Origin of the sequence: Streptosporangium sp. NPDC000509, assembly GCF_042898365.1 — a bacterium.
In the GTDB taxonomy this organism is placed as follows: Bacteria; Actinomycetota; Actinomycetes; order Streptosporangiales; family Streptosporangiaceae; genus Streptosporangium.
On sequence record NZ_JBIAYX010000011.1, the window covers coordinates 63,192 to 82,667 of the forward strand.

21 protein-coding genes and 1 tRNA gene are annotated in these 19,476 nt (G+C 66.2%); 7 read left to right on the top strand and 15 right to left on the bottom strand.

Going from position 1 to position 19,476, the window contains the following annotated elements; all coding sequences use genetic code 11:
• Positions 1–70 precede the first annotated feature (70 nt).
• The 9 genes from ACFY3D_RS21005 to ACFY3D_RS21045 all read right to left on the bottom strand — a co-directional run bounded on the left by ACFY3D_RS21005 (position 71) and on the right by ACFY3D_RS21045 (position 5,186).
• Positions 71–1,984, bottom strand: coding sequence for a cell division protein FtsK (locus tag ACFY3D_RS21005; RefSeq protein WP_389981539.1), 1,914 nt, complete (start codon positions 1,982–1,984; stop codon positions 71–73).
• Positions 1,936–2,352, bottom strand: a complete 417-nt coding sequence (locus ACFY3D_RS21010) for a hypothetical protein (protein ID WP_389981541.1) — start codon at positions 2,350–2,352, stop codon at positions 1,936–1,938. Before ACFY3D_RS21010 ends, ACFY3D_RS21005 begins: the two co-directional genes overlap by 49 nt.
• On the bottom strand, positions 2,349–2,477 hold the full coding sequence (locus ACFY3D_RS21015; RefSeq protein ID WP_389981543.1) for a hypothetical protein: 129 nt from the start codon (positions 2,475–2,477) through the stop codon (positions 2,349–2,351). The genes ACFY3D_RS21010 and ACFY3D_RS21015 overlap by 4 nt, the downstream gene beginning before the upstream one ends.
• Positions 2,474–3,463 (bottom strand): hypothetical protein, encoded by a 990-nt coding sequence (locus ACFY3D_RS21020; protein WP_389981545.1) that lies wholly within the window; start codon positions 3,461–3,463, stop codon positions 2,474–2,476. The genes ACFY3D_RS21015 and ACFY3D_RS21020 overlap by 4 nt, the downstream gene beginning before the upstream one ends.
• Before the next feature lie 12 nt (positions 3,464–3,475).
• Entirely contained in the window at positions 3,476–3,640 is a 165-nt protein-coding gene (locus ACFY3D_RS21025) for a hypothetical protein (protein WP_389981547.1), read from the bottom strand.
• Positions 3,641–3,642: 2 nt separating this feature from the next.
• Entirely contained in the window at positions 3,643–3,783 is a 141-nt protein-coding gene (locus ACFY3D_RS21030; protein WP_389981549.1) for a hypothetical protein, read from the bottom strand.
• A 17-nt stretch (positions 3,784–3,800) separates the two neighbouring features.
• Positions 3,801–4,259 carry a DUF3307 domain-containing protein gene (locus tag ACFY3D_RS21035; protein WP_389981551.1) on the bottom strand — a complete coding sequence of 153 codons (459 nt, stop codon included), beginning with the start codon at positions 4,257–4,259 and terminating at the stop codon, positions 3,801–3,803.
• A 196-nt stretch (positions 4,260–4,455) separates the two neighbouring features.
• A complete protein-coding gene (locus ACFY3D_RS21040) occupies positions 4,456–4,800 on the bottom strand; it encodes a WhiB family transcriptional regulator (protein ID WP_389981553.1) in 345 nt (114 codons plus the stop codon).
• 215 nt (positions 4,801–5,015) lie between these two features.
• Complete coding sequence (locus tag ACFY3D_RS21045) at positions 5,016–5,186, bottom strand: hypothetical protein (protein ID WP_389981555.1); 171 nt, start codon at positions 5,184–5,186, stop codon at positions 5,016–5,018.
• 298 nt (positions 5,187–5,484) lie between these two features.
• On the opposite strand from ACFY3D_RS21045, the gene ACFY3D_RS21050 reads away from it, so the two are divergent.
• Positions 5,485–6,891, top strand: coding sequence for a hypothetical protein (locus ACFY3D_RS21050; RefSeq protein WP_389981557.1), 1,407 nt, complete (start codon positions 5,485–5,487; stop codon positions 6,889–6,891).
• Here the strand turns inward: ACFY3D_RS21050 and ACFY3D_RS21055 are convergent.
• The 3 genes from ACFY3D_RS21055 to ACFY3D_RS21065 form a co-directional block, all read right to left on the bottom strand.
• Positions 6,888–7,796 (bottom strand): phosphotransferase family protein, encoded by a 909-nt coding sequence (locus ACFY3D_RS21055; protein WP_389981559.1) that lies wholly within the window; start codon positions 7,794–7,796, stop codon positions 6,888–6,890. The genes ACFY3D_RS21050 and ACFY3D_RS21055 overlap by 4 nt on opposite strands.
• Positions 7,793–8,524, bottom strand: coding sequence for a GntR family transcriptional regulator (locus ACFY3D_RS21060; protein WP_389981561.1), 732 nt, complete (start codon positions 8,522–8,524; stop codon positions 7,793–7,795). Before ACFY3D_RS21060 ends, ACFY3D_RS21055 begins: the two co-directional genes overlap by 4 nt.
• A 154-nt stretch (positions 8,525–8,678) precedes the next feature.
• The gene (locus ACFY3D_RS21065) at positions 8,679–10,964 is read right to left on the bottom strand and encodes a tetratricopeptide repeat protein (protein WP_389981563.1); all 2,286 of its coding nucleotides are present in this window, start codon (positions 10,962–10,964) and stop codon (positions 8,679–8,681) included.
• 573 nt (positions 10,965–11,537) lie between these two features.
• Between ACFY3D_RS21065 and ACFY3D_RS21070 the strand changes: the two genes are divergently transcribed.
• The 5 genes from ACFY3D_RS21070 (at position 11,538) to ACFY3D_RS21090 (ending at position 14,062) form a co-directional block, all read left to right on the top strand.
• Positions 11,538–11,639 (top strand) — tRNA-OTHER (locus ACFY3D_RS21070).
• 212 nt (positions 11,640–11,851) lie between these two features.
• Entirely contained in the window at positions 11,852–12,235 is a 384-nt protein-coding gene (locus ACFY3D_RS21075) for a helix-turn-helix domain-containing protein (protein WP_362509416.1), read from the top strand.
• A gap of 147 nt (positions 12,236–12,382) precedes the next feature.
• Entirely contained in the window at positions 12,383–13,168 is a 786-nt protein-coding gene (locus tag ACFY3D_RS21080) for a Bax inhibitor-1/YccA family protein (RefSeq protein ID WP_389981565.1), read from the top strand.
• Positions 13,169–13,355: 187 nt separating this feature from the next.
• Positions 13,356–13,583 carry a DUF4287 domain-containing protein gene (locus ACFY3D_RS21085; RefSeq protein ID WP_350950018.1) on the top strand — a complete coding sequence of 76 codons (228 nt, stop codon included), beginning with the start codon at positions 13,356–13,358 and terminating at the stop codon, positions 13,581–13,583.
• A 68-nt stretch (positions 13,584–13,651) separates the two neighbouring features.
• Complete coding sequence (locus ACFY3D_RS21090; protein WP_350949991.1) at positions 13,652–14,062, top strand: PPOX class F420-dependent oxidoreductase; 411 nt, start codon at positions 13,652–13,654, stop codon at positions 14,060–14,062.
• Positions 14,063–14,168: 106 nt separating this feature from the next.
• Here ACFY3D_RS21090 and ACFY3D_RS21095 read toward each other — a convergent pair whose 3' ends face one another.
• The 3 genes from ACFY3D_RS21095 to ACFY3D_RS21105 form a co-directional block, all read right to left on the bottom strand.
• Entirely contained in the window at positions 14,169–15,389 is a 1,221-nt protein-coding gene (locus ACFY3D_RS21095) for an acetyl-CoA C-acetyltransferase (protein WP_389981567.1), read from the bottom strand.
• A gap of 187 nt (positions 15,390–15,576) precedes the next feature.
• Positions 15,577–16,920, bottom strand: a complete 1,344-nt coding sequence (locus tag ACFY3D_RS21100) for a PQQ-binding-like beta-propeller repeat protein (RefSeq protein ID WP_389981569.1) — start codon at positions 16,918–16,920, stop codon at positions 15,577–15,579.
• A gap of 59 nt (positions 16,921–16,979) precedes the next feature.
• Positions 16,980–17,954 (bottom strand): SGNH/GDSL hydrolase family protein, encoded by a 975-nt coding sequence (locus tag ACFY3D_RS21105; RefSeq protein ID WP_350949988.1) that lies wholly within the window; start codon positions 17,952–17,954, stop codon positions 16,980–16,982.
• Between the two features lie 134 nt (positions 17,955–18,088).
• Between ACFY3D_RS21105 and ACFY3D_RS21110 the strand changes: the two genes are divergently transcribed.
• On the top strand, positions 18,089–19,459 hold the full coding sequence (locus ACFY3D_RS21110) for a cystathionine beta-synthase (RefSeq protein ID WP_389981571.1): 1,371 nt from the start codon (positions 18,089–18,091) through the stop codon (positions 19,457–19,459).
• Positions 19,460–19,476 lie beyond the last annotated feature (17 nt).

The window sequence follows — 19,476 nt, forward strand, 5'->3', positions numbered from 1 at the left end:
GCGAATGGGCCTCTAGCGGGGCCTCTAGGTCTAGAGGGGGCAGCCTCTAGACCTAGAGGCGATCAGCGGGTCAGGAACCGGTCCCGGACCCCTTCTTTCCGTCACGCTCGGTGATGGCGTTCAGGATGTCGTCGCGGACGATGCCGATCCGGTTGGCGCCCTTACCGCCCCCGGTCGGGGCGCCCCACACCTGGCCGGTCTTGACGCCGTAGGGCTTGAGCGCGTTGGTCAACTGTGCGGTCTTGGCGCCGCCCTCCTGCTCGGCCCACGGCCCATACACGTCAGGCCGCAGCTCGGCGAGGCGGTCCACCACGATCTCGTTCCACACCTTGGCCTCGCCCGCGGCCAGCACGGCGGCGATGTCGGCCAGCAGGTCATAGGCGGGCGCGGTGGCTTCGGGCTGCTCTCCGGCGGCGTGGCCGGACAGGGTTCCGGCGGCCTTGCGCAGCGCGTACGCCCGATCGGCGATGAGCTGGGTGTTGGGGGTGTCGAGGTAGGCGCTCTTGACGACCTTGGGCATCGGGGTCGCACCGACCAGGTAGCCGGTACCGGCGTCGCCGCCCTTCTCCGGCGGGCCGGGGACGAACAGCGTGGAGCGGATGCCGTTCTTGTAGGCCGACGTGCCCAGGATCATGTCGTTCTCGACCTGGCCGGCCACCCGCAGGCAGAACCGGATGGACACGTTCGCCGAGATGCCGGTGGGCAGGCTGTCCTTGTCGGGCCGCTGGGTGGCCAAGATCAGCACCACGCCCAGGGCGCGGCCCAGTTTGATGATGAACTCCGCGTCCTCGCCGGCCTGCTTGCCGTACTTGGGGTGGGCGAACAGGTTCTGGCACTCGTCGATGATGCAGGCCAGCGGATGCAACCCCAGAGAGCGCCTGTCGGCGATGGCGCGGGTGACCTTGCGGTCCGGGCACAGGTCCGGCGGCAGCGTCTTGAGCACCCCAGCCCGGCGCATGACCTCCTTGCGCAACAGCGCCAGAGAGTCGGCGGCATAAGCGATGGCTTCGTCTTCGATGCCGGAGACGTAGCGGTGGCAGACCTTCTCGTACGGGTCCAGGTCACCGGAGCCCTTCAGCTCGTGAAACCACGGCTCGGCGGTGACGTCGAGCACGATGCCCGCGGCCAGCTCGCGCACCGAGGCGGTCTTGCCCTGGCCGGGAAGGGAGCCGATGAGCACGTTGTGCTCGATCAGCGGCACCGTGATCAGCCGTCCGCGGGGGTCGTTGCCGAACGGGATGCCCTTGAACACATCGTGGGAGGTGGCCTTGAGCAGGGGTGAGGTGACGATGGTCTTGGACAGGTCCTTGTCGCCCACCCACAGGATCAGTCGTCCCTCGTGGACGGAGGAGTCGCCCTCGGGCCAGATGCAGCCCAGCGGACGGCGCAACGAGCCGGACAGGCGGTCGCGCTTGTCCATGACGTCGCCCACGGTCACCCCGTAGGGCAGGTCGATGTCGGCGCGCCAGCCGGGGCCGTCGCGGGTGATCGGGGCCACGAACCGGATCGCGTCGCCGGGATGCTTGGCGATGGCCTGGGTGATTCCGGCGATGCCCAGCGCGCTCAGGGCGCGGATGACGATGTCACTGGTGAGCTTCTCCACGCGGGTCGGCAGAACCGCGCGGTCGATCAGGGGGCGGTCGGCGGGCTTGCCGATGACGCCCAGCACGGCCAGCGCCACGGCCAGCGCCGACCATTGGGCGACGGTGGGGGCGGCGGCCACCAGCAGGGCAGCGATCAGCAGCGTGACTAGCGCGACCCCGGACACCCACACTCGCAGCCGCACCCGAGAGTCCCGCTGCCTGCTCAGCTTCAGGTACGCCTCGGGGTCGGCCTTCTGCACCGCGGTCAGCCGGACCGGCTCGCCCTCCAGATCGAACGTCCAGCGCACCACACCGGAGATGAGGCGGGCCAGGCCGCGCGGCGCGCGGGCGGTCAGCCGACCGGCGTACAGCGGGGTGCGGGCGAGCTGGTAGCCGGCCACGTAAGCGGAGTACTCGCCCGCCCACGCCAGAGTGTCGAGGGCTTCGCGGCGCGAGCGCAGCCACAGCGGGATGATCGGGCGGCGGGTGCGGGACTTCTCGGCCAGCTCGGCGCGCCAGTCACGCTCGGCCTCGCGGGGGCATCCACCCGGATGACCTCGCCCTCCAGCACCGGGGCGTACCGCTCCGGTGCGGCGGGGGTGGGCGGGTAGGGGTGACGGCGGTCACGGACGGTCTCCAGGGAGACCACCTCGGCCCCATCGGCGGGCGGCTTGTCGTCGACCGGTCCGCCCTGCTCGGGGATCGCGGCGGCCACTTTCAGAGTCCATTCCGGGCGGTGGCCGTTGGTCTCGGTCGGGATGTCGGTCATGATGAGGTCACCTCGTGCTGATTGATGGCGGCGGGGTTGCGGGGCGCGGCCACGTTCTTGGCGGAGTGGGGCCGCGTCCCGTAGAAGCGGTTGGTGGGGGCGTCGGTGCTGGGGCGGTGGATCACGTCGCCTCCTTGACGAGGGCGTCGCGCACAGAGCGGGCGGTGTCCATCCCACATCGAGCCGCGCGGCGGATCGCTGCGGCGCTGGGGTAGGCGGGCAACTGTCCGGCGGCGATCAGGTGCCGCACGTGCGCGGTCACGGCGTCGAGGCCCTGGCCGGGGTCGTCGGAGTGCTCGCGCGGGTCGGAATCGGCGCTGGTGTTCGCCCTGTACTCCAGGGGAGTAAGGGGGTTACCGGATCTTGCATCCGTGCCGTGATCGAGGCGGGTGAAGGCGGCCAGGATGATCGGCAACGCGGTCACGATGGCGACGGCGACGACCGGACCAAGGATGTGCAGCACCAGCCGGGAGATGCTGAACGTCTCGGCGACGCCGGGCAGGTAAGGCCAGGCGTTCATACCGAGGGTCAACGCGAGGAACAGCCACTCGATCCGGACCAGGGTGGGCGACTCGATCGGCTGCCCGCGGGTGCCGAGGTAGGCGCGGGCGCCGACCACGACCAGCAGGGCCAGGCTCATGAACGGCTCGACCAGCCAGGCGAACACCCACGAGGGCGACCAGGCCGGGGCGCCGTCGGCGGCGAAGGTCTGCACACCGGCCGTCGACCACGCCAGCGCCAGGGTGAGCGAGACCATGGCCGCGGCCACCAGGACGCGACGCATCCGCGCGGCCTGCCAGGCACGCATAGCCGGGTCCTGACCCAGCTCGTGCAGCCGGGCCGCTTCGCGGGCCTGCTTGCGGCGCTTACGCACCTTGGCCGTGTCCACCAGCAGCGGCGCATCGTCACCCTGGAGATCGGCCAGCAGGTGCGCCTCGGCCACCTCGGCACGCAACCGCTGCACACGCTTCGTCTGGCCGACGGTCTCGATCGGGCGAGCGGACGGGATGGCAGGGAGCGGCGGAGCCTGCTCGCCGAGGTGACGTTCCAGCTCGGCCAGGCCACGCGCGACATCGTCAGGGGAGGGTTCCGGGGTCGGAGTGGTCATCATCTGTCCGTCCTCCTACTTGGTGGTGGGCTTGGTGATGAAGGCGCCGCCGGGGAGCCGCACGGCCTTGGTCTTGGTGCTGGACTCCTGGTGGACGATGTGGCGCCCGTCGCGGTCGCAGGTGACGGACTCGCCGCCGTCCCTGGCGATGAACGTGGCCTCACACTTCTTGCCGGCCATGGCTACTTCTCCTGCTCGGTGTCGTCGGTGTCGGTGGTGGTGGTGTCGAGGGTGAGGGCGGTGATGCCGACCTGCTGGCCGTCGATGATGATCCGGCCGTTCTTGGTGACCTTGACCGGGCCGTGGTGGTGGTAGACGGGCATGGAACGGGACCTGCCTTTCAGGTGGCGATGATGAGAGCGGCGATGAACAGGAAGCCGATGTGCCAGGACTGATCGAGGGCGTAGGCGCCTGTGCCCAGGTGCGGGGCGTCGGCCGTATCGGGGCGGGGTGCGCCCAGGTGGTAGAAGTCGCCCTTGCCCAGGCGTTCGGCCAGCGCGGCGAGGGTGACGCGCCGGTCGGCCCAGTAGTGCGACAGGGCGTCCACGATCAGGCCGGTCAGCAGCGTGATCGGGTGCAGCGTCAGGTCGGCCACCAAAGCGAGCGCGGCCAGCGCGGCGGCCTTGGTCAGGGTGAGGGTGGCCACGTGCCGCAGGCAGGCCAACCGTCCGGCAACGGTGGGGGCGCCCTTGGCGCACGCCTGGTGGTGGGTCTGCACCCAGTGATCCCCCACGGAGTGGGCGGCGTACAGGGCGACGAAGACGGCGGCGAGGGTGGCCAGGGTGTTGGTCGTGCTCATGCTGATCTCCTTTCTCCTTTTGCTCAGATGGACTGAGAGCGGGCGAGGGTGCGGCACAGTCGGCAGGCAGCCCGGCAGCGGGCGCCGTGAACGGGACAGCGCTGGACCTGACGGCCGGTGGTGGTGCCGCAGCGGCGGCAGCCGATGGCGCTGGCCGAGCGGGACCGGCAGTCCAGGCAGACGAAGCGGGCCATCTTTAGGCCACCTCCTGTCCGTTGCCGGACGGGGAGCGGCGGTACAGGGACAGGGCGCGGATCTCCTCGGCGGTCAGTGCCGCCCACACGCCCTCGGCGGGGCGGGTGAACAGGGCGTAGGCCAGGCACTGCGAGCGAGCCGGGCAGGTGGCGCAGATCCGCTTGGCCGCGGCTTCCCGCTCCCGCCGTGCCGTCTCCGGCTCGGGCTCGAAGACGTCGGGGGTGGTGAACAGGTCGGCGGTGGTGTCGTCGCAGGCCGGTCCGGCGGCGAACATCGCCACCCGCAACGCCTTGCGGTGCGCCTTCTGGGCGAGGTAGGCGCGGCGCAGCGTGGACAGGGAGGTCATCGCCGGCACCTCCGGCACGTGGTCGAGGTGCGCGGGTTGATGCCGCCGCAGCGGCATACCCAGGTGCTCGCGGTGCCGGGCGGCAACCAGGGAGAACCGCTGGCGGTCCTCTTCCTGATGGACTGGTGGGTCATGATGGTGGTGCTCCTTTTCGGGGAGTTCGGGAGCGGCCCATGTCTTGGCGGATGGGGGCCGCTCCCTCTCGTTTGGGCGGATCAGCCGAGGGCGCCGGCGAAGGTCACCAGCGAGTCGGTGACCGTCATCAGGCCGGTGAAGGCGCTCGTCGCGAACTGAGCGGCGTGGGTGGGCTCCCGAACGATGAAGAACAGGGCCACGATCACGAGCAGGACGGGGAGAAAGCGGCGGGGCTTCGGGGTCGGAATCATCGAGCGGACTCCCTCTCGGGTCTACGGGCCTGCTAGACAGGTCCTGTGAGATATAGAACATGTACAGTTGCCAAGAGTCAAGACTTGGGGATCCTGTTTTCTGGGGAGGTCCCGCCGTGTGGCTCGTCGGCTCTTGCTGAGACCAGAGAACCTCATGCTCAAGAGGGGCGGGCAGGGTGATTGCGGGGGTGCCTGGGTGCTCGGGGGGTGCTTTTAGGGGGTGATTGCGGGCTTGACCAGGGAAATAAGCCCGGAGGATTTTGGGCAAATAGGTGGTCTAGTGGCTTTGACCTGAGTCATGCTGACTTTGTCGGCAATGACGGAGGTGGCAATGTCTCGCGTGCCTAATCTCGGCTTGGCTGATGCCATGCGCAGGGCTGATTGCTCGAACAAGAGGCTCGCGGAGCGCGTTCGACTCGTCGCCCAAGAAGAAGGCGTCATACTCCGATGCACGCATGTGGACGTCAAGCGGTGGCTTGATGGTGTCCAACCTCGCTCGTCGACCGCCGGCTTCATTGCAGAGGCGCTCAGTCGTAAGGCCGCGGTTCGGTTCTCTCTCGAAGACATCGGGATGGCGGGTGTTGTCACGCCTGCAACGCTTGAGCGAGGACTTGAGTACTCAGATGATGTTCCGGATGCCGTTTCTCGGCTCCTTGGCATCACCCGGAGAGATTTGGCAGACGATCCACTTGCTTTGGAAGCTTCCATTGTTCCTACGGCCTGGGTTCAGCCGCTTCTTACATGGTTGCTGTCCAGAGCAGAACCTTTGCCCGTAAGAGCTGGCGCGCAGGCGTCAGTAGGGGAGTCTGACGTAGCCGCAATCCGCACGACTACCCAACTTTTCATGAAGCTGGATTTTCAGTACGGGGGTGGTCATGCTCGCGCGTCTTTAGCTCAATATTACGTTCGCGAGGTCGGCCCTCTTCTGGAAGGAAAGTTCACGGAGCCGGTTGGTCGGATGCTGTTCTCCGCTGCTGCTGAGGTCGCCCAGCTCCTTGGTTGGACCGCGTACGACATAGGCCGTCATGGGCTTGCTCAGCGATATCTGATTCAAGCTCTGCGCCTCGCTCAAGCTGCCGATGACCGCATGATGGGCGGGAGAATCTTGGGCAACATGAGCCACCAGGCGAATTACCTAGGAAATTTTAGTCAAGCAGTGCAGCTGGCGCGTGCGGCCCAGGAGGGTTCTAAGGGAGTCGCGAGCGCCACCACAATGGCCAGTTTTCTTGCGATGGAAGCCAGGGCGCACGCGGGTAGTGGTCATGACCCATCGTGCTCGCGGGCTCTGCGTGAGGCTGAAAAGCTCTTTGAAGGACGAAACATCTTCGATGATCCCGAGTGGATCAGCTATTTTGATGACGCTGAGTTAGCGGGTGAGGGTGCCCACTGCTTCCGTGACTTGCGAAACGCCCGTGTGGCGCAAGAGTTCGTTGGGCGTTGCCTGGAACTTACTGATCCTGTCTACGTCAGGACCTTGGCGTTCATCAGGTTCGTTGAAGCGGCGACGTACATTCATCAAGGAGAGCCGGGCCAAGCGGTCGCACTGGCTAAGCAGGCGATAGAGCTTGCGGGCTCCCTGAAATCGGGGCGCTACCTTCGATACGTTTCCGACCTGTGTGCAGAGCTTGAACCATTCCGAACCGACAGTGAAGTAACGGCATTTCGTGAGCTGGTCTCTCGGAAGTATCCATCCCTCAAGGTCTAGAACGGGCTCCATCCACGAGGTGTGTCGTCATTATGAAGAGATGACAGGCGTATCTGGAATTCGCGAGCGATCTTGTCGCTCTCATTGACGTTTTGCATAAGCCAGGTTGTCATTTTGAGTTCGTTGATTGATCGTAGAACTGTGAAGCCCTCCCACTCCATGACATCGAACCCGTACGACTTTGCAAAGCTCGAATAGTCATCGGGAGTATGCCAGCCAATAAGATGCTCTGTTGCGGTTACAGCTAGATCGGATTCGGGAGGGCCGAAGGCAAACCGCTCGAAGTCGATGAGGAATATTCCGCCGTCAGTCGACTTTATTAGGTTTTGCTGGTGGGCGTCACCATGGACAGCGCAGAACTCAAGTGGGTAATGAAGGTTTTTGTGCTGCTCTCGTAAGTCGAACAACCGCTTAATGAGAAATTCTTGATCCTCATCGCGCAGTGTATCGGCTTTGGTTATACGCTCTGTCACTCTTCCGAAGATATCGAACTTAGGTAAGGGAAGATCCGGGGGAACGGGAAGGTGGTGAAGTTGCCGAAGGATACGAGCGAGGTCACCTGTGGTTGCTTTTTCTCCGCTGTCATTAATGAACTGCCAGAAGGTGACAGGTCGATCGCGAACTATGATCGGCTGTTCGTGATCGGTGGGTTCGGCGGCGGGCAGTCCCGAATCGCGTAGCCACTTCGCAACGGCAACCTCTTTGGTCGCGTCGGCGAGCACCTCGGCGCTTCGAGCGATTCGGACGATCACCTTCTCGGCCGGAAGGTCGAAGATGGCGTTTTCGCCAAGGCGGATCAGTCGTGCTTCTTCGCTCTGTAGCCCGGTCCTACGGCATGCCTCGCTCAGTGTCTTGCTTGCTTCGGTGACGGTGAAGGGGAGGGCGGCCGGATCGGCTGTTGTCACGTGGGGAGCCTCTTCGCTGGGGTTGCGGTTGCTTCGCTGCCATCAGGTTGAGTTGTGTGCTTGGTGACGATCCGTCCCTGTCCGCGCCTGCTCTCAACATGGCCCTCTGCCTCTAGGGTCGCAATCGCGCGTCTCACGGTGCCGCGCGCAACCTCGTACCGCTGGGCGAGCTGGTTTTCTCCGGGGAGAGGGGCGCCCACCGGGATGCCGCCGGAAACGATCTGTTCGCGGATCAGGTGGGCAATCTCATCAGCTCGGGTCAGGGGTGTCTGCGCATTGCCCACGAACCATCCTTTTCCGTGAACCGCCGTGATCACCCCTTCACCTGCCAACACCTGAAGTGCTTGCCGTACGGTGCCCTTCGATACGGCGAACTGATCGGCTAGAGCTTCCTCGCTGGGAAGACGCTGCCCCTGACCAAGCGACCCACCTTCTATCTGTCCGCGAAGAGACTGGGCTATGGCCTCGTATCGCGCCGCAATGGGGCCACGCCCGCCAGCTGTTTCCCCTACGACTCGCCGGCCCTTGCCCATCTCGCTCGCCACCACTCCGAGACTCTCCAGCTCGGCAAGAGCTTGCCGTACGGTCCCGCGTGCAACGCCATAGGAGCGCACAAGCGAAGCCTCGGATGGCAACATGCCACCAGCAGGAAGGTCGCCACTCTGGATCTGGGCACGCAGATCATCTGCTATACGGGCGTAGACGGGCCGGTCATTCCCCTGACTCATCGTGCTCCCTTGGCGAGACATCGCTCTAAGGCTAGGACACTGGGGACAACATCAGCTGGGAGGCGACCGAGTGGATCAGGCTGCTGTGACGAGCGAGAAGCTGACAATACGCGCTTTAGTCACCACCTCAGGCTAGGAGTGGCAAGCTTTTCCGTCAGTCACCCTTGATGTCTTTGACTTCATTCAGGATTCGGGCCGCTTCGTCGGGCCGGTCCAACTTCAAGAACATCAGCGCGAGGTTGTTCAGTGTGCCAACCATCTCGGGGCGGTGGCGGTCGGGGTAGGTCTCGGCTAGTTTCCGGTAGATGGCCACAGCCTCCTCAGTTGCTGATAGTGCCTCAACTGGACGTTCCAGATCTGACAGTCGGTTTCCGAGGTTGTTCAGCAAGCGGGCCAGGATAGGGCGGTGGCGGTCGGGGTAGGTCTCGGCTAGTTTCCGGTAGATGGCCACAGCCTCCTCAGTTGCCGATAGTGCCTCAACTGGACGACCCTGGCCCGACAACCGGATGCCGAGATTGCCTAGCGCGCCAGCCAGGGTAGGGCGGTGGCGGTCGGGGTAGGTCTCGGCTAGTTTCCGGTAGATGGCCACAGCCTCCTCAGTTGCCGATAGTGCCTCAACTGGACGCTCCAGATCTGACAGCCAGATGCCGAGGTTGTTCAGCAAGAGAGCCATCTCGGGGCGGTGGCGGTCGGGGTAGGTCTCGGCTAGTTTCCGGTAGATGGCCACAGCCTCCTCAGTTACCGATAGTGCCTCAACTGGACGCTCCAGACTTGACAACTGGCTGGCAAGGTTGCTCAGGTTGCCGGCCAGGCTAGGGCGGTGGCGGTCGGGGTAGGTCTCGGCTAGTTTCCGGTAGATGGCCACGGACTCTTCAATTACTGGTAGTGCCTCAACTGGACGCTTCAGATCTGACAACCGGCTACCGAGATTGCCGAGCGCGCCAGCCAGATAGTGGTCGTGGCGGTCGGGGTAGGTCTCGGCTAGTTTCCGGTAGATGGCTACAGCCTCCTCAGCTATTGCCAGTGCCCCAGTCAGGCGCTCCAACTCCGCGAATGTCAGGCTGAGGTTGCTTAGCGAGCGGGCTAGGGCGGGGCGGTGCTCCGAGTTGGTCTTGGCCAGCTCCTGGTAGATGGCCACGGTTTCCTCAACTTGCGATAGCGCCTCAGTGGGACGCCCCAACTCCCAAAGGTGACCACCCAAGCTGGCGAGCGCCTCGGCTAGGGCGGGGCGGTACTCCGAGTTAGTCTTGGCCAGCTCCCGGTAGATGGCCACGGCCTCCTCAGCTACCGGTAGCGCCTCAGTCAGACGCCTCACCTCGGCTAAATGCATCCCAAGAGCTGCTAACCAACGTGCCTGTTCCGCGACATCTGCATCAGCCGGAACACTGTCGAGTAATCGCCGCGCAAGTAGGACATGCGCGTCAGCCAACATCAGGGAGGGGCGAGGCAGCGCCTCGTACAACGCCAGCAGGGTTTCACGCGGTGCCGGGACCGATCCCACCTCGCCAGCGACCGACGGCAACAACTTTTGCAGCATCTCACCAGCGGCCTCCAGTTCCTGCGCCGCTCGTGCCAGCGTCACCAGCGCCCTCCGCCCCTGCTGCGCATCCAGTTCGTCCAGACATGCCTCCAGTAATTCCGCAGACCTACTGAACTCCCGAGTGATGTGCAGCTCCGCTAGGCGGTCCGGCCGCAATCGCCCCAACCACTCTCGGTCCTCATCTGGTGGATATAACTCTCTTAACCAATCGGCCACCCGCACTGACGCCATCCCGTCAGGTACTCGGCCCACTACCTCTACAGCTTGCGCCCGGTCCTTTGCCCCCAGCAGCGTGCTGACCGCTACGGTCTGTCTAACCGTCTCCTCGCTCAATCCGAAAAGGCCGTCCATCAGTCCTTGGGCGCGGGCGCTCTGTATCCAAAAACGCCGCTCATGCCCCAAAACCTCCTCCAACACCTCATCCACCCGCACCACAACCTCGCCCACACCTGGTCGCGTTGACCTCAACACCGCCACCAGCGCCGCCGCGTGTAAGTCCAAGATCCGTTGTGGCCCATCACCTAGCACTGCCTCAAACCTTGCAGGCCGCTGCACTTTCAGTGCAGCGGCGAAATAAGGCACTGCTGTAGCCACGATTTCCTGATCAGACGTGCCTGCCTGGACTCCTTCTGCCAGCTCTATTTCCATAGCCCCAGCAGCTGTCACCATCTGCCGTACCCGCGCTGACTCCGCGCCCAACTGCCGCCACCATTCCCCTGCCGTGCGCGCCAGCAGCAGTACCCGTACCCGGCGCCCGTCATCATTGGCAACCTCACGTAGCAGCGCCGCCAGTCCTGTCCGGGTTTCGGCATAATCCACCACTAGTAACACCTGCTCATCAGTCACCGCTCGCCACCGTGCCAGCGCCTCTGCTTCGGTGTCATCGGCGACCTGCAGCATCCCCCAACTGCTCCCTAATTCTTCAGCCAGTTGTATCGCTAGTCGGGACTTGCCGACTCCACCTGGGCCAGTCACTAACCGTAACCGTTCGGCATTGGCGTCAGCACACCATGCCTTTAGCTCCGCCAACTCCCGCTCTCTGCCAGTGAATGGCACCACACCCCGCGACGGATGCAACAACGACGCTGGCCCATGTCCATCTGGCGACGGCTCCGCCGTCTTCTTCAGGGCTTCAACAGCCTCAGTATGTGCGCGGTGACGTTCTAGTAGCGTTGGAGCGAACGCTCCGCACAGCCCACCGATCACTGCCCCTAGCATCGCCCCCAATGCCTTACCGTCCAACGCGGCGGCCACCACTGTCCCCAGTGCAGCCATCAAAACGATCAAAAATGTACGCCACCAACCGGCCATGTCGTCATCTGTAGACCATGCCAACAGGTCAGAGTGTGCTTCGTTACCTAACCGCAAACCAGATATCTCAGATCATCGCGATCCTCCAGTGGCCCAGCCCTTGGCAAGCTGGCTCCATCAGAGCTTGATCATCATCAATACGTCCACAGATCCTGTCCTCAAGCTCCCTGGATTGGACTAAGCACTAGGTCGGAGCGTCGTAGATCCTGACTTGACCCACCCCTTAAAAGGGTTCGAGTGAGGGTTCGAGTCCCTCCGGGGGCACTCATGATGATCTGCGGAACAAGGCCCGCGACCAGTGAAAACGTGGTCGCGGGTCTTTTCGTGTTATCCGGCTCCGTGCGACCCGTGCCGAACGGTCGGGAGTACCCCTCCCAAATGTGCTCGCAAAACTTTTGGAGTTACATAACTGTGATCATTCTCCGTAGAGTGCGGAGGGCCGGGATTCGATGTATCCCTGGTATAAAATAGTAACCATGAGTAGCGAGGCGAACCTGGAGTCCGTGCTGGGGGCGAACGGGGTCGCCCGGCAGTTGATCGGTCATATCGGGGACAAGTGGTCCCTGCTGGTGATCGCGGCGCTGGGGCACGAGGCCCAGCGCTTCTCCCGGCTCAAGGCGCGGATCGAGGGGATCAACCAGCGCATGCTGACCCGGACGCTACGGGCCCTGGAGCGTGACGGCATCGTCGAGCGCAACGTCTACCCGACCTCGCCGCCCACGGTGGAGTACGTGCTCACCAGGATGGGGCGCGACCTGTCGGTGGCCGTGACCGGCATCTGCGAGTGGGCGCGCCGCAATCTCGAAGAGGTCGAGGCGTCGCAGCGGCTCTTCGACGAGCGAGCGGCAAGACAGATGTGAGGCCCGGGAACCGAAGGCGCCACCTGTTCGTTGGCACCATCGGCGGTAGCCGTACGGTCGCCTGGACAACATGGATATCAGCACGATACGGCCGTGTGACAACCGATCTAATACGCTGATCGCGTAGGTCGCAGCGTGGAGGCAGCGATGGAGAGCAAGAACCCCGTATTCAGTCGGCAGGCCAAGGGCCAGCAGCAAGGTTGGGGCATGCCGACCCCCACCCCTGACCAGCTTCAGGGCATGTACAACACGCCGTCATACGCGCCGCCCGCACAGCGGACGATGACGATTGACGACGTGGTCGTGCGTGGTTTCATCACGCTTGGCACGCTTGTCGTCTCGGCGGCGGTCGCCTGGGTGCTCAACCTCGGCATGGTCGCGGCGATCGCCGGTGTCATCGTCGGCCTGATCCTCGCCCTGGTCATCTCGTTCAAGTCCAGCACCAACCCCGTTCTGATCCTCGGCTACTCGGTCGCCTACGGTGTCGCCGTCGGTGTGATCAGCCACGTCTACAACGATCTGTACAGCGGCATCGTCTTCCAGGCGGTGGTCGGTACGGCTCTGGCCTTCGCCGCCATGCTGACCGTTTACTCGCTGCGCATCATCCGCGTGACGCCCAAGTTCACCAAGTTCGTCGTGGCCGCCGGGCTGGGCCTGATGGGTCTCATGCTCATCAACCTGGTCGCCGGGTTCTTCATCGAGGACGGCATCGGCATCCGGTCGGGCGGCCCGCTGGCCTACGTGTTCAGCATCGCCGCGATCCTCATCGGCTGCTTCTTCCTCCTCCTCGACTTCGACCAGGTCGAGCAGGGCGTGCGGAACGGAGCTCCGGAGAAGTACTCGTGGCTGATGGCCTTCGGCCTCACCGTCACCCTGGTCTGGATCTACCTGGAGATCCTGCGCCTGCTGAGCTACTTCTCGAGTAGCGACTGACGACAGCACGGAGAGGGCCCCGCCGGACGCGTTCCGGCGGGGCCCTCTCGTTTTTTCCGGCGACGGACGAGTGAACGGAAGGCAAAGGGGGATGGACGAACCACGAAGGAAGAGAGCATCTCAGGGCTTGCCATCTGGGCTTTCGTGATGCACTGTCGAGCAAAGGAGCCTATCCGTGGAGGTGCCCATGTCGTTGAACCACTCGATGGAGACGCAGAGCAAGCTGATCGCCAGGGTTCCGGACATCACCGGACGTGCACTCCCAGAGTGGTTTCAAGCCATCGACAACGGCCCGTCGTTCCTTCGCTGTGACGAGCGGGCCACCTGGCTCGCCAACGAGCACGGGCTGACCCACGGCTACGCCGCGGCCATCGTGCACGAGCACGAGCGGCACCGCCGTACCCGCCACCTGTAAGCCGTCTATCTCCGTGAAGCCCGCGCCGCTTCGGTGGTGCGGGCTTCGGCGTGGGTCATGATGGAGTCATGGATCATGACAAGGCGCGCGGGTTCATCCGCGCCAACCACCGAGCGGTCATGCTGACCTCGCACGCCGACGGCCGCCCGCAACTCTCCCCGGTCACCGTGGGGCTCGACGCGGAGGGGAACGCGATCGTCAGCACCAGGGAGACGGCGGCGAAGGTACGCAACCTCCGCAGGAATCCGCAGGTCTCGCTCTGCGTGACGACCGACGCCTTCTTCGGCGAGTGGATCCAGATCGACGGCGTCGCGGAGATCGTCTCCCTGCCCGAGGCGATGGATCTCCTGGTCGGCTATTACCGTGACATCTCCGGCGAGCACCCGGACTGGGACGACTACCGGGCCGCGATGGAGCGGGAGCGGCGGGTGATCCTGAGGATCGCGATCACCCGAGCCGGCCCCGACGTGCACGGCTGACCGCGTCCCGGGACACACCCCGGCCGCGCGCTCGCCTGACCGGGGTGGCCCGCGTCGGGAGATCTCCCCGGTACGCGGTGCCCGACGACACCGCGCCCGGCCCGGTTCAGCTGAGGCGTTCCAGGACCATCGCCATGCCCTGGCCGCCGCCGACGCACATGGTCTCCAGGCCGATCGACCTGTCGTGGAAGGCGAGGCTGTTGATCAGCGTGGAGGTGATGCGGGCGCCGGTCATCCCGAAGGGGTGCCCGACCGCGATGGCGCCGCCGTTGACGTTGAGCCGGTCGATGTCGATCCCCAGGTCCTGGTAGGACGGGATGACCTGGGCGGCGAACGCCTCGTTGATCTCGACGAGGTCCACGTCGCCGATGGCCATGCCCGCCCTGGCCAGGGCCTGCTTCGAGGCCTCGACCGGGCCCAGGCCCATGATCTCGGGGGACAGGCCGGTCACCCCGGTGGAGACGATCCGGGCGAGCGGGGTGATGCCGAGTTCGGCGGCCCGGGTGTCGCTCATCACGATCACGGCGGCGGCGCCGTCGTTCAGCGGGCAGCAGTTGCCCGCGGTGACCGTGCCGTCGGGCCGGAAGACCGGCTTGAGCTGGGAGACCGCCTCGTAGGTGGTCCCCGCCCGAGGGCCGTCGTCCTTGCTCACCACGGTCCCGTCGGGCAGGGTGACCGGGGTGATGTCCTTCTCCCAGAAGCCGTTGGCGATGGCCTTCTCCGCCAGGTTCTGGGAGCGGACACCGAACTCGTCCTGCTCCTGCCGGGAGACGCCCTTCAGCCCGGCGAGGTTCTCCGCCGTCTGGCCCATCGCCACGTAGACGTCGGGCATCAGGCCGTCCTCGCGCGGGTCGTGCCAGACTCCCCTGCCGCCCTCCGCGGCACTCGCCGTGCGGGCCTGGGCGTCGAGGAAGAGCGGGTTCGTCGTGTCGGGCAGCGAGTCCGAGCTGCCCTTGGCGAAGCGGGAGACGCACTCCACGCCCGCGGAGACGAACACGTCCCCCTCGCCCGCCCTGATCGCGTGCAGGGCCATCCGGGTGGTCTGCAGCGAGGACGAGCAGTAGCGGGTCACGGTGGTGCCCGGCACGCCGTCCAGGCCGAGCAGGGTGGCGACCACGCGACCCATGTTGAAGCCCTGTTCGCCGCCCGGCAGGCCACAGCCCAGCATGAGGTCGTCGATCGTGGTCGGGTCGAGCTGGGGGACCTTGGCGAGCGCGGCCTGGATGATCTGTACGGTCAGGTCGTCGGGGCGGATGTCCTTGAGGGACCCCTTGAAGGCGCGTCCGATGGGCGAGCGCGCGGTCGCGACGATGACTGCCTCGGGCATGTGGCTCTCCTGGGTTGATGTCTGCTCCTCCTGCGGAGCGTACCGCGCGGTATGCCCAAAACCGCGCCCAGGGGCGTTGAAACAGAACTTTGTACGGGGAGCGCGAGGCCCCTTCCCGACCGGAGGAAGGGGCCCAGTCGCCCTGTCGGTGACGAGTGACGGCGGTACGGCCGTGGACGCCCGGATGTCAGCCGTACATGCCGGGGGAGGTGCCGTCGCCGTCCCTGATCCCGTGCAGAGCGCCCTTCTCGTCGCGCCACATCCGCCAGCCGTTCTGACTGCCGGTGAACCAGAGGGGCGGGGCGCCCGAGCCGGACACCCGCTTGCCGTCGGCCAGCCTGTACTCGCACAGCGAGGCCACCGAGTAGAAACCGGGGTTCTGGCCCTTGAGCGCGAGCGGCTTGGGATCGGTCACGCAGAAGGACCAGGCGCGCTCGTCCTTGACGTCGGCCGCGCGGGCGGTGGGAAGGTCGAAGGCGCTACCCGGCTCGCCGTGCCGCAGGAAGCCGACCTTCTCCATGCGAGGCGGGAAGGCGAGCCACCAGCCCGCCTCGGGCACCTGGTCGGCGGAGATCTGGCCGAGCACCCGGCCGCTCCCCGCCTCCAGTCTGGCGAACCCGCCGTACCGGCCCTCCTGGTCGACCGGGCGGACCACCGGGGCGAAGCCGGGACTGCCGCTGGGATAGACGCGGACCACCGACGGGCGCATCCAGTTGACCGTGCCGTCGGAGAGCTTGACGGAGAACAGGCCGAAGGCGGAGACCTTGCTCGTCTTCGGATTGGTGTAGGGGGCGACGTATCCGACGAGGTTTCCCGCCGTCGCGCCGAAGGACCAGCCTCCCGACAGGTCGACTCCGGCGCCGAGGGGCTGCTCGACGGGGAGCCGCCAGACGGCCTTGCCGGTCTTGAGGTCGTACGCCTCCAGCACGGGGTGGCGGGCCAGACGGAGGAACACCACGCGCGAGGCGTCGGACCACTCGGCCTCGGCGATGCCGGGGATCTTCCACATGGCCTTGCCGGTGGCCGGATCGAGGACGACGACGCGGGCGCTCGCGAGCGCGGTGTTCTCGGACACGCACACGAACGCCCCGCACCGCTGCGGGCCGAAGGTGGAGTGCACCGGGCGACGCCACCTGCGGGCCCCGGTCCTGGCGTCCAGGCCGACGAGCGTGGCCTTCCACCGGCCCCGCCTGGCGGGGTCGATCGTCACCGCGACGGTCTGTCCGGTGGAGGTCTCGACGATCGCGGGGGCGGGCACCCCCATGCCCGGCAGGCGGCCCGCCATGGTCGAGGGGTGGGCCCACAGCTTCCTGCCCGTGGCGAGGTCGAGGGCGACCGTCTCCAGCGTGCCGTCGGGCTTCATGGAGGTCGTCGTGGCGACGCCACCGGCGGCGGTGGTGCGGCTGACCGCGTTCACCTCGGTGTTGTGCCAGGTGGGATGGTCGGGGGTGGCCGCTTCAGTGCCGGAGCAGCCGCCCAGGGTCAAAGCTCCGGCGAGCACCAGGGCCGGTTTCGCGAGGGGCCGGATCACGGGTATTCCACTCCAATGCGGGCGAGGCGTTACGGCTTCGCAGCGGAGGGTGACCGTGTTCAGGCGTCGTTGGGCCGCATCCACGGCCTTCGGCCGAGTATGGTCACCCACCGTCCGTGAGGTCCGGTCGCTCGCCCGGCGACACGGGTCGCGGAGACCTCGGCGCCGGGCTCCTCCGCGGCCTTGGCCGCCGCGAGGTAGATCGACTCAGTGCGCCGGACCCGGGGCTCGGGCCAGAGTTCCAACGCACTGCATACGGAAGGTAGCACCGCGTAAGCGATCTGGAGATAGCCTTGGGTAGATGGGTGAAAACGATCAAGGCCGAACATCTCCGTGGGGTTCGTGTCGAACTCCGGCCCCAGCAGGTCGGCGAAGGCCACCGTCCGCCCGCCCGCCTCGACCACGGCGACGGTCTGCGCGGCGGCGAGCTGGCGGCTCCATCGCCGCGTCACCCAGCGCAGAGGCTGTGCGATCGGCCGGACCGTGCCCAGGTCGGGGCAGGTGCCCACGACCACCTCCGCCCCCGCCTTCCGCAGCCGTTCGACCGCCTTGCGCAGGTGCCGTACGGCGTGGGCGGGCCTGCTCTGCGAGGTGACGTCGTTCGCCCCGATGAAGATGACCGCGATCTCGGGCCTGGCCTTCAACGCCTTGTCCACCTGCTCGCCCAGCTCCGCGGAGGTCGCTCCCGACCTGCCCGTCACGGTGAGCCGAACCGGCCGCTCGGCGATCACGGCCAGCCCGTTCGCGATCAGCACGGCGGGTGTCTCCGCGGGTTCCGAGGTGCCCAGGCCGACGGAGGTGGAGTCGCCGAGCATGACCATCCTGACGGGCTCGCCGTCGAAGGCCCCGTACACCCCGTCCGAAGGCGGTCCCTCCATGCCGTGCGGGCGGCCGACGGTGCGGCGGGCCACCAGTGCCTCGGCCAGCAGCAGGCCGTAGGTCGCCGCGCCGAGCGCGGTGAGGCCCCCTCCGCCCAGGGCGGCCGCCGCGGCGACGCGGCGGGCGACTCGCGCCGTACCCGGTGTCCAGCTCACGTGGCGTCGCTCCCTCCGTACGGGGCGGTAGCGTTGCCTTTGGTGACACAGCCGAGTCCCTGCCACCCCTACGGGGATCGCGGCGATTACGACAACAAGCCGACCGAGCTTTGGTATTTCGAGGTGATATCCCGGTGCGCGTACATGACTCGCTTGTCGAACTGATGGGCAACACCCCTCTCGTCCGACTGAACAAGGTGACAGAGGGCATTTCCGCCCAAGTGCTGGCGAAGGTGGAGTATTTCAACCCTGGAGGGTCGGTGAAGGACCGCATCGCGGTCCGGATGATCGACGCCGCCGAGCAGTCGGGAGAGTTGCGTCCCGGGGGCACGATCGTGGAGCCCACCTCGGGTAACACCGGGATCGGCCTCGCCATCGTGGCCCAGCAGCGGGGATATCGCTGCCTGTTCGTGGTGCCCGACAAGGTGGCCCAGGACAAGATCTCGGTTCTGCGCGCCTACGGCGCCGAGGTCGTGGTCTGCCCGACGGCGGTCTCCCCCGACCACCCCGACTCCTACTACTCGGTCTCCGACCGGCTGGCCAGGGAGACGCCGAACGCCTGGAAGCCCGACCAGTACTCCAACCCGCGCAACACCGAGAGCCACTACCACTCCACCGGCCCGGAGATCTGGGACCAGACGGAGGGCAGGATCACCCACTTCGTGGCGGGCGTCGGCACCGGGGGCACGATCAGCGGCACCGGCCGCTACCTCAAGGAGGTCTCCGGCGGCCGGGTAAAGATCATCGGGGCCGACCCCGAGGGTTCCGTCTACTCCGGCGGCACCGGGCGACCGTACCTGGTGGAGGGCGTCGGCGAGGACATCTGGCCGGCCAACTACGACACCACGATCTGCGACGAGGTCATCGCGATCTCCGACAAGGACTCCTTCACCATGACCCGCCGCCTGGCCCGCGAGGAGGCGCTGCTGGTGGGCGGCTCCTGCGGCATGGCGACGGTCGCGGCGCTGCGCGTGGCCGAGCGGGCCGGACCGGACGACGTGATCGTGGTGCTGCTGCCCGACGGCGGCCGTGGTTACCTGTCGAAGATCTTCAACGACGAGTGGATGGCCGACTACGGCTTCCTCACCACCTCCAGCGAGGAGGGCCTGGTCAGGGACGTGCTGACCCAGAAGAGCTCCGGCATGCCGGAGTTCGTGCACACCCACCCGCACGAGTCGGTCGACACGGCCATCTCGATCATGCGCGAGTACGGGGTGTCGCAGCTTCCGGTGATGAAGGAGGAGCCGCCGGTCATGGCCGCCGAGGTGGTCGGCTCGATCCTGGAGCGCGACCTGCTCGACGCCCTGTACCGGGGCCGGGTGCGGCCGACCGACCCGCTGGCCGCCCACATGTCGCAGCCGCTGCCGACGATCGGCGCGGGGGAGCCGGTCTCCATCGCCGTCGAGGCACTGGAGAAGGCCGACGCCGCGGTCGTCCTCGACGACGGCAAGCCCGTCGGCCTGATCACCCGGCAGGACCTGCTCGCCTTCCTCGCCAGCCACTAGCCCGTTCTTCAGGAGAG

Coding starts and splice junctions, on each gene's coding strand:
- ACFY3D_RS21010 (WP_389981541.1), bottom strand. CDS start 2,352: ATGACCGACATCCCGACCGAGACCAACGGCCACCGCCCGGAATGGACT.
- ACFY3D_RS21020 (WP_389981545.1), bottom strand. CDS start 3,463: ATGATGACCACTCCGACCCCGGAACCCTCCCCTGACGATGTCGCGCGT.
- ACFY3D_RS21025 (WP_389981547.1), bottom strand. CDS start 3,640: ATGGCCGGCAAGAAGTGTGAGGCCACGTTCATCGCCAGGGACGGCGGC.
- ACFY3D_RS21030 (WP_389981549.1), bottom strand. CDS start 3,783: ATGCCCGTCTACCACCACCACGGCCCGGTCAAGGTCACCAAGAACGGC.
- ACFY3D_RS21035 (WP_389981551.1), bottom strand. CDS start 4,259: ATGAGCACGACCAACACCCTGGCCACCCTCGCCGCCGTCTTCGTCGCC.
- ACFY3D_RS21040 (WP_389981553.1), bottom strand. CDS start 4,800: ATGACCTCCCTGTCCACGCTGCGCCGCGCCTACCTCGCCCAGAAGGCG.
- ACFY3D_RS21045 (WP_389981555.1), bottom strand. CDS start 5,186: ATGATTCCGACCCCGAAGCCCCGCCGCTTTCTCCCCGTCCTGCTCGTG.
- ACFY3D_RS21050 (WP_389981557.1), top strand. CDS start 5,485: ATGCTGACTTTGTCGGCAATGACGGAGGTGGCAATGTCTCGCGTGCCT.
- ACFY3D_RS21060 (WP_389981561.1), bottom strand. CDS start 8,524: ATGAGTCAGGGGAATGACCGGCCCGTCTACGCCCGTATAGCAGATGAT.
- ACFY3D_RS21065 (WP_389981563.1), bottom strand. CDS start 10,964: ATGCTGCAGGTCGCCGATGACACCGAAGCAGAGGCGCTGGCACGGTGG.
- ACFY3D_RS21075 (WP_362509416.1), top strand. CDS start 11,852: ATGAGTAGCGAGGCGAACCTGGAGTCCGTGCTGGGGGCGAACGGGGTC.
- ACFY3D_RS21080 (WP_389981565.1), top strand. CDS start 12,383: ATGGAGAGCAAGAACCCCGTATTCAGTCGGCAGGCCAAGGGCCAGCAG.
- ACFY3D_RS21085 (WP_350950018.1), top strand. CDS start 13,356: ATGTCGTTGAACCACTCGATGGAGACGCAGAGCAAGCTGATCGCCAGG.
- ACFY3D_RS21090 (WP_350949991.1), top strand. CDS start 13,652: ATGGATCATGACAAGGCGCGCGGGTTCATCCGCGCCAACCACCGAGCG.
- ACFY3D_RS21095 (WP_389981567.1), bottom strand. CDS start 15,389: ATGCCCGAGGCAGTCATCGTCGCGACCGCGCGCTCGCCCATCGGACGC.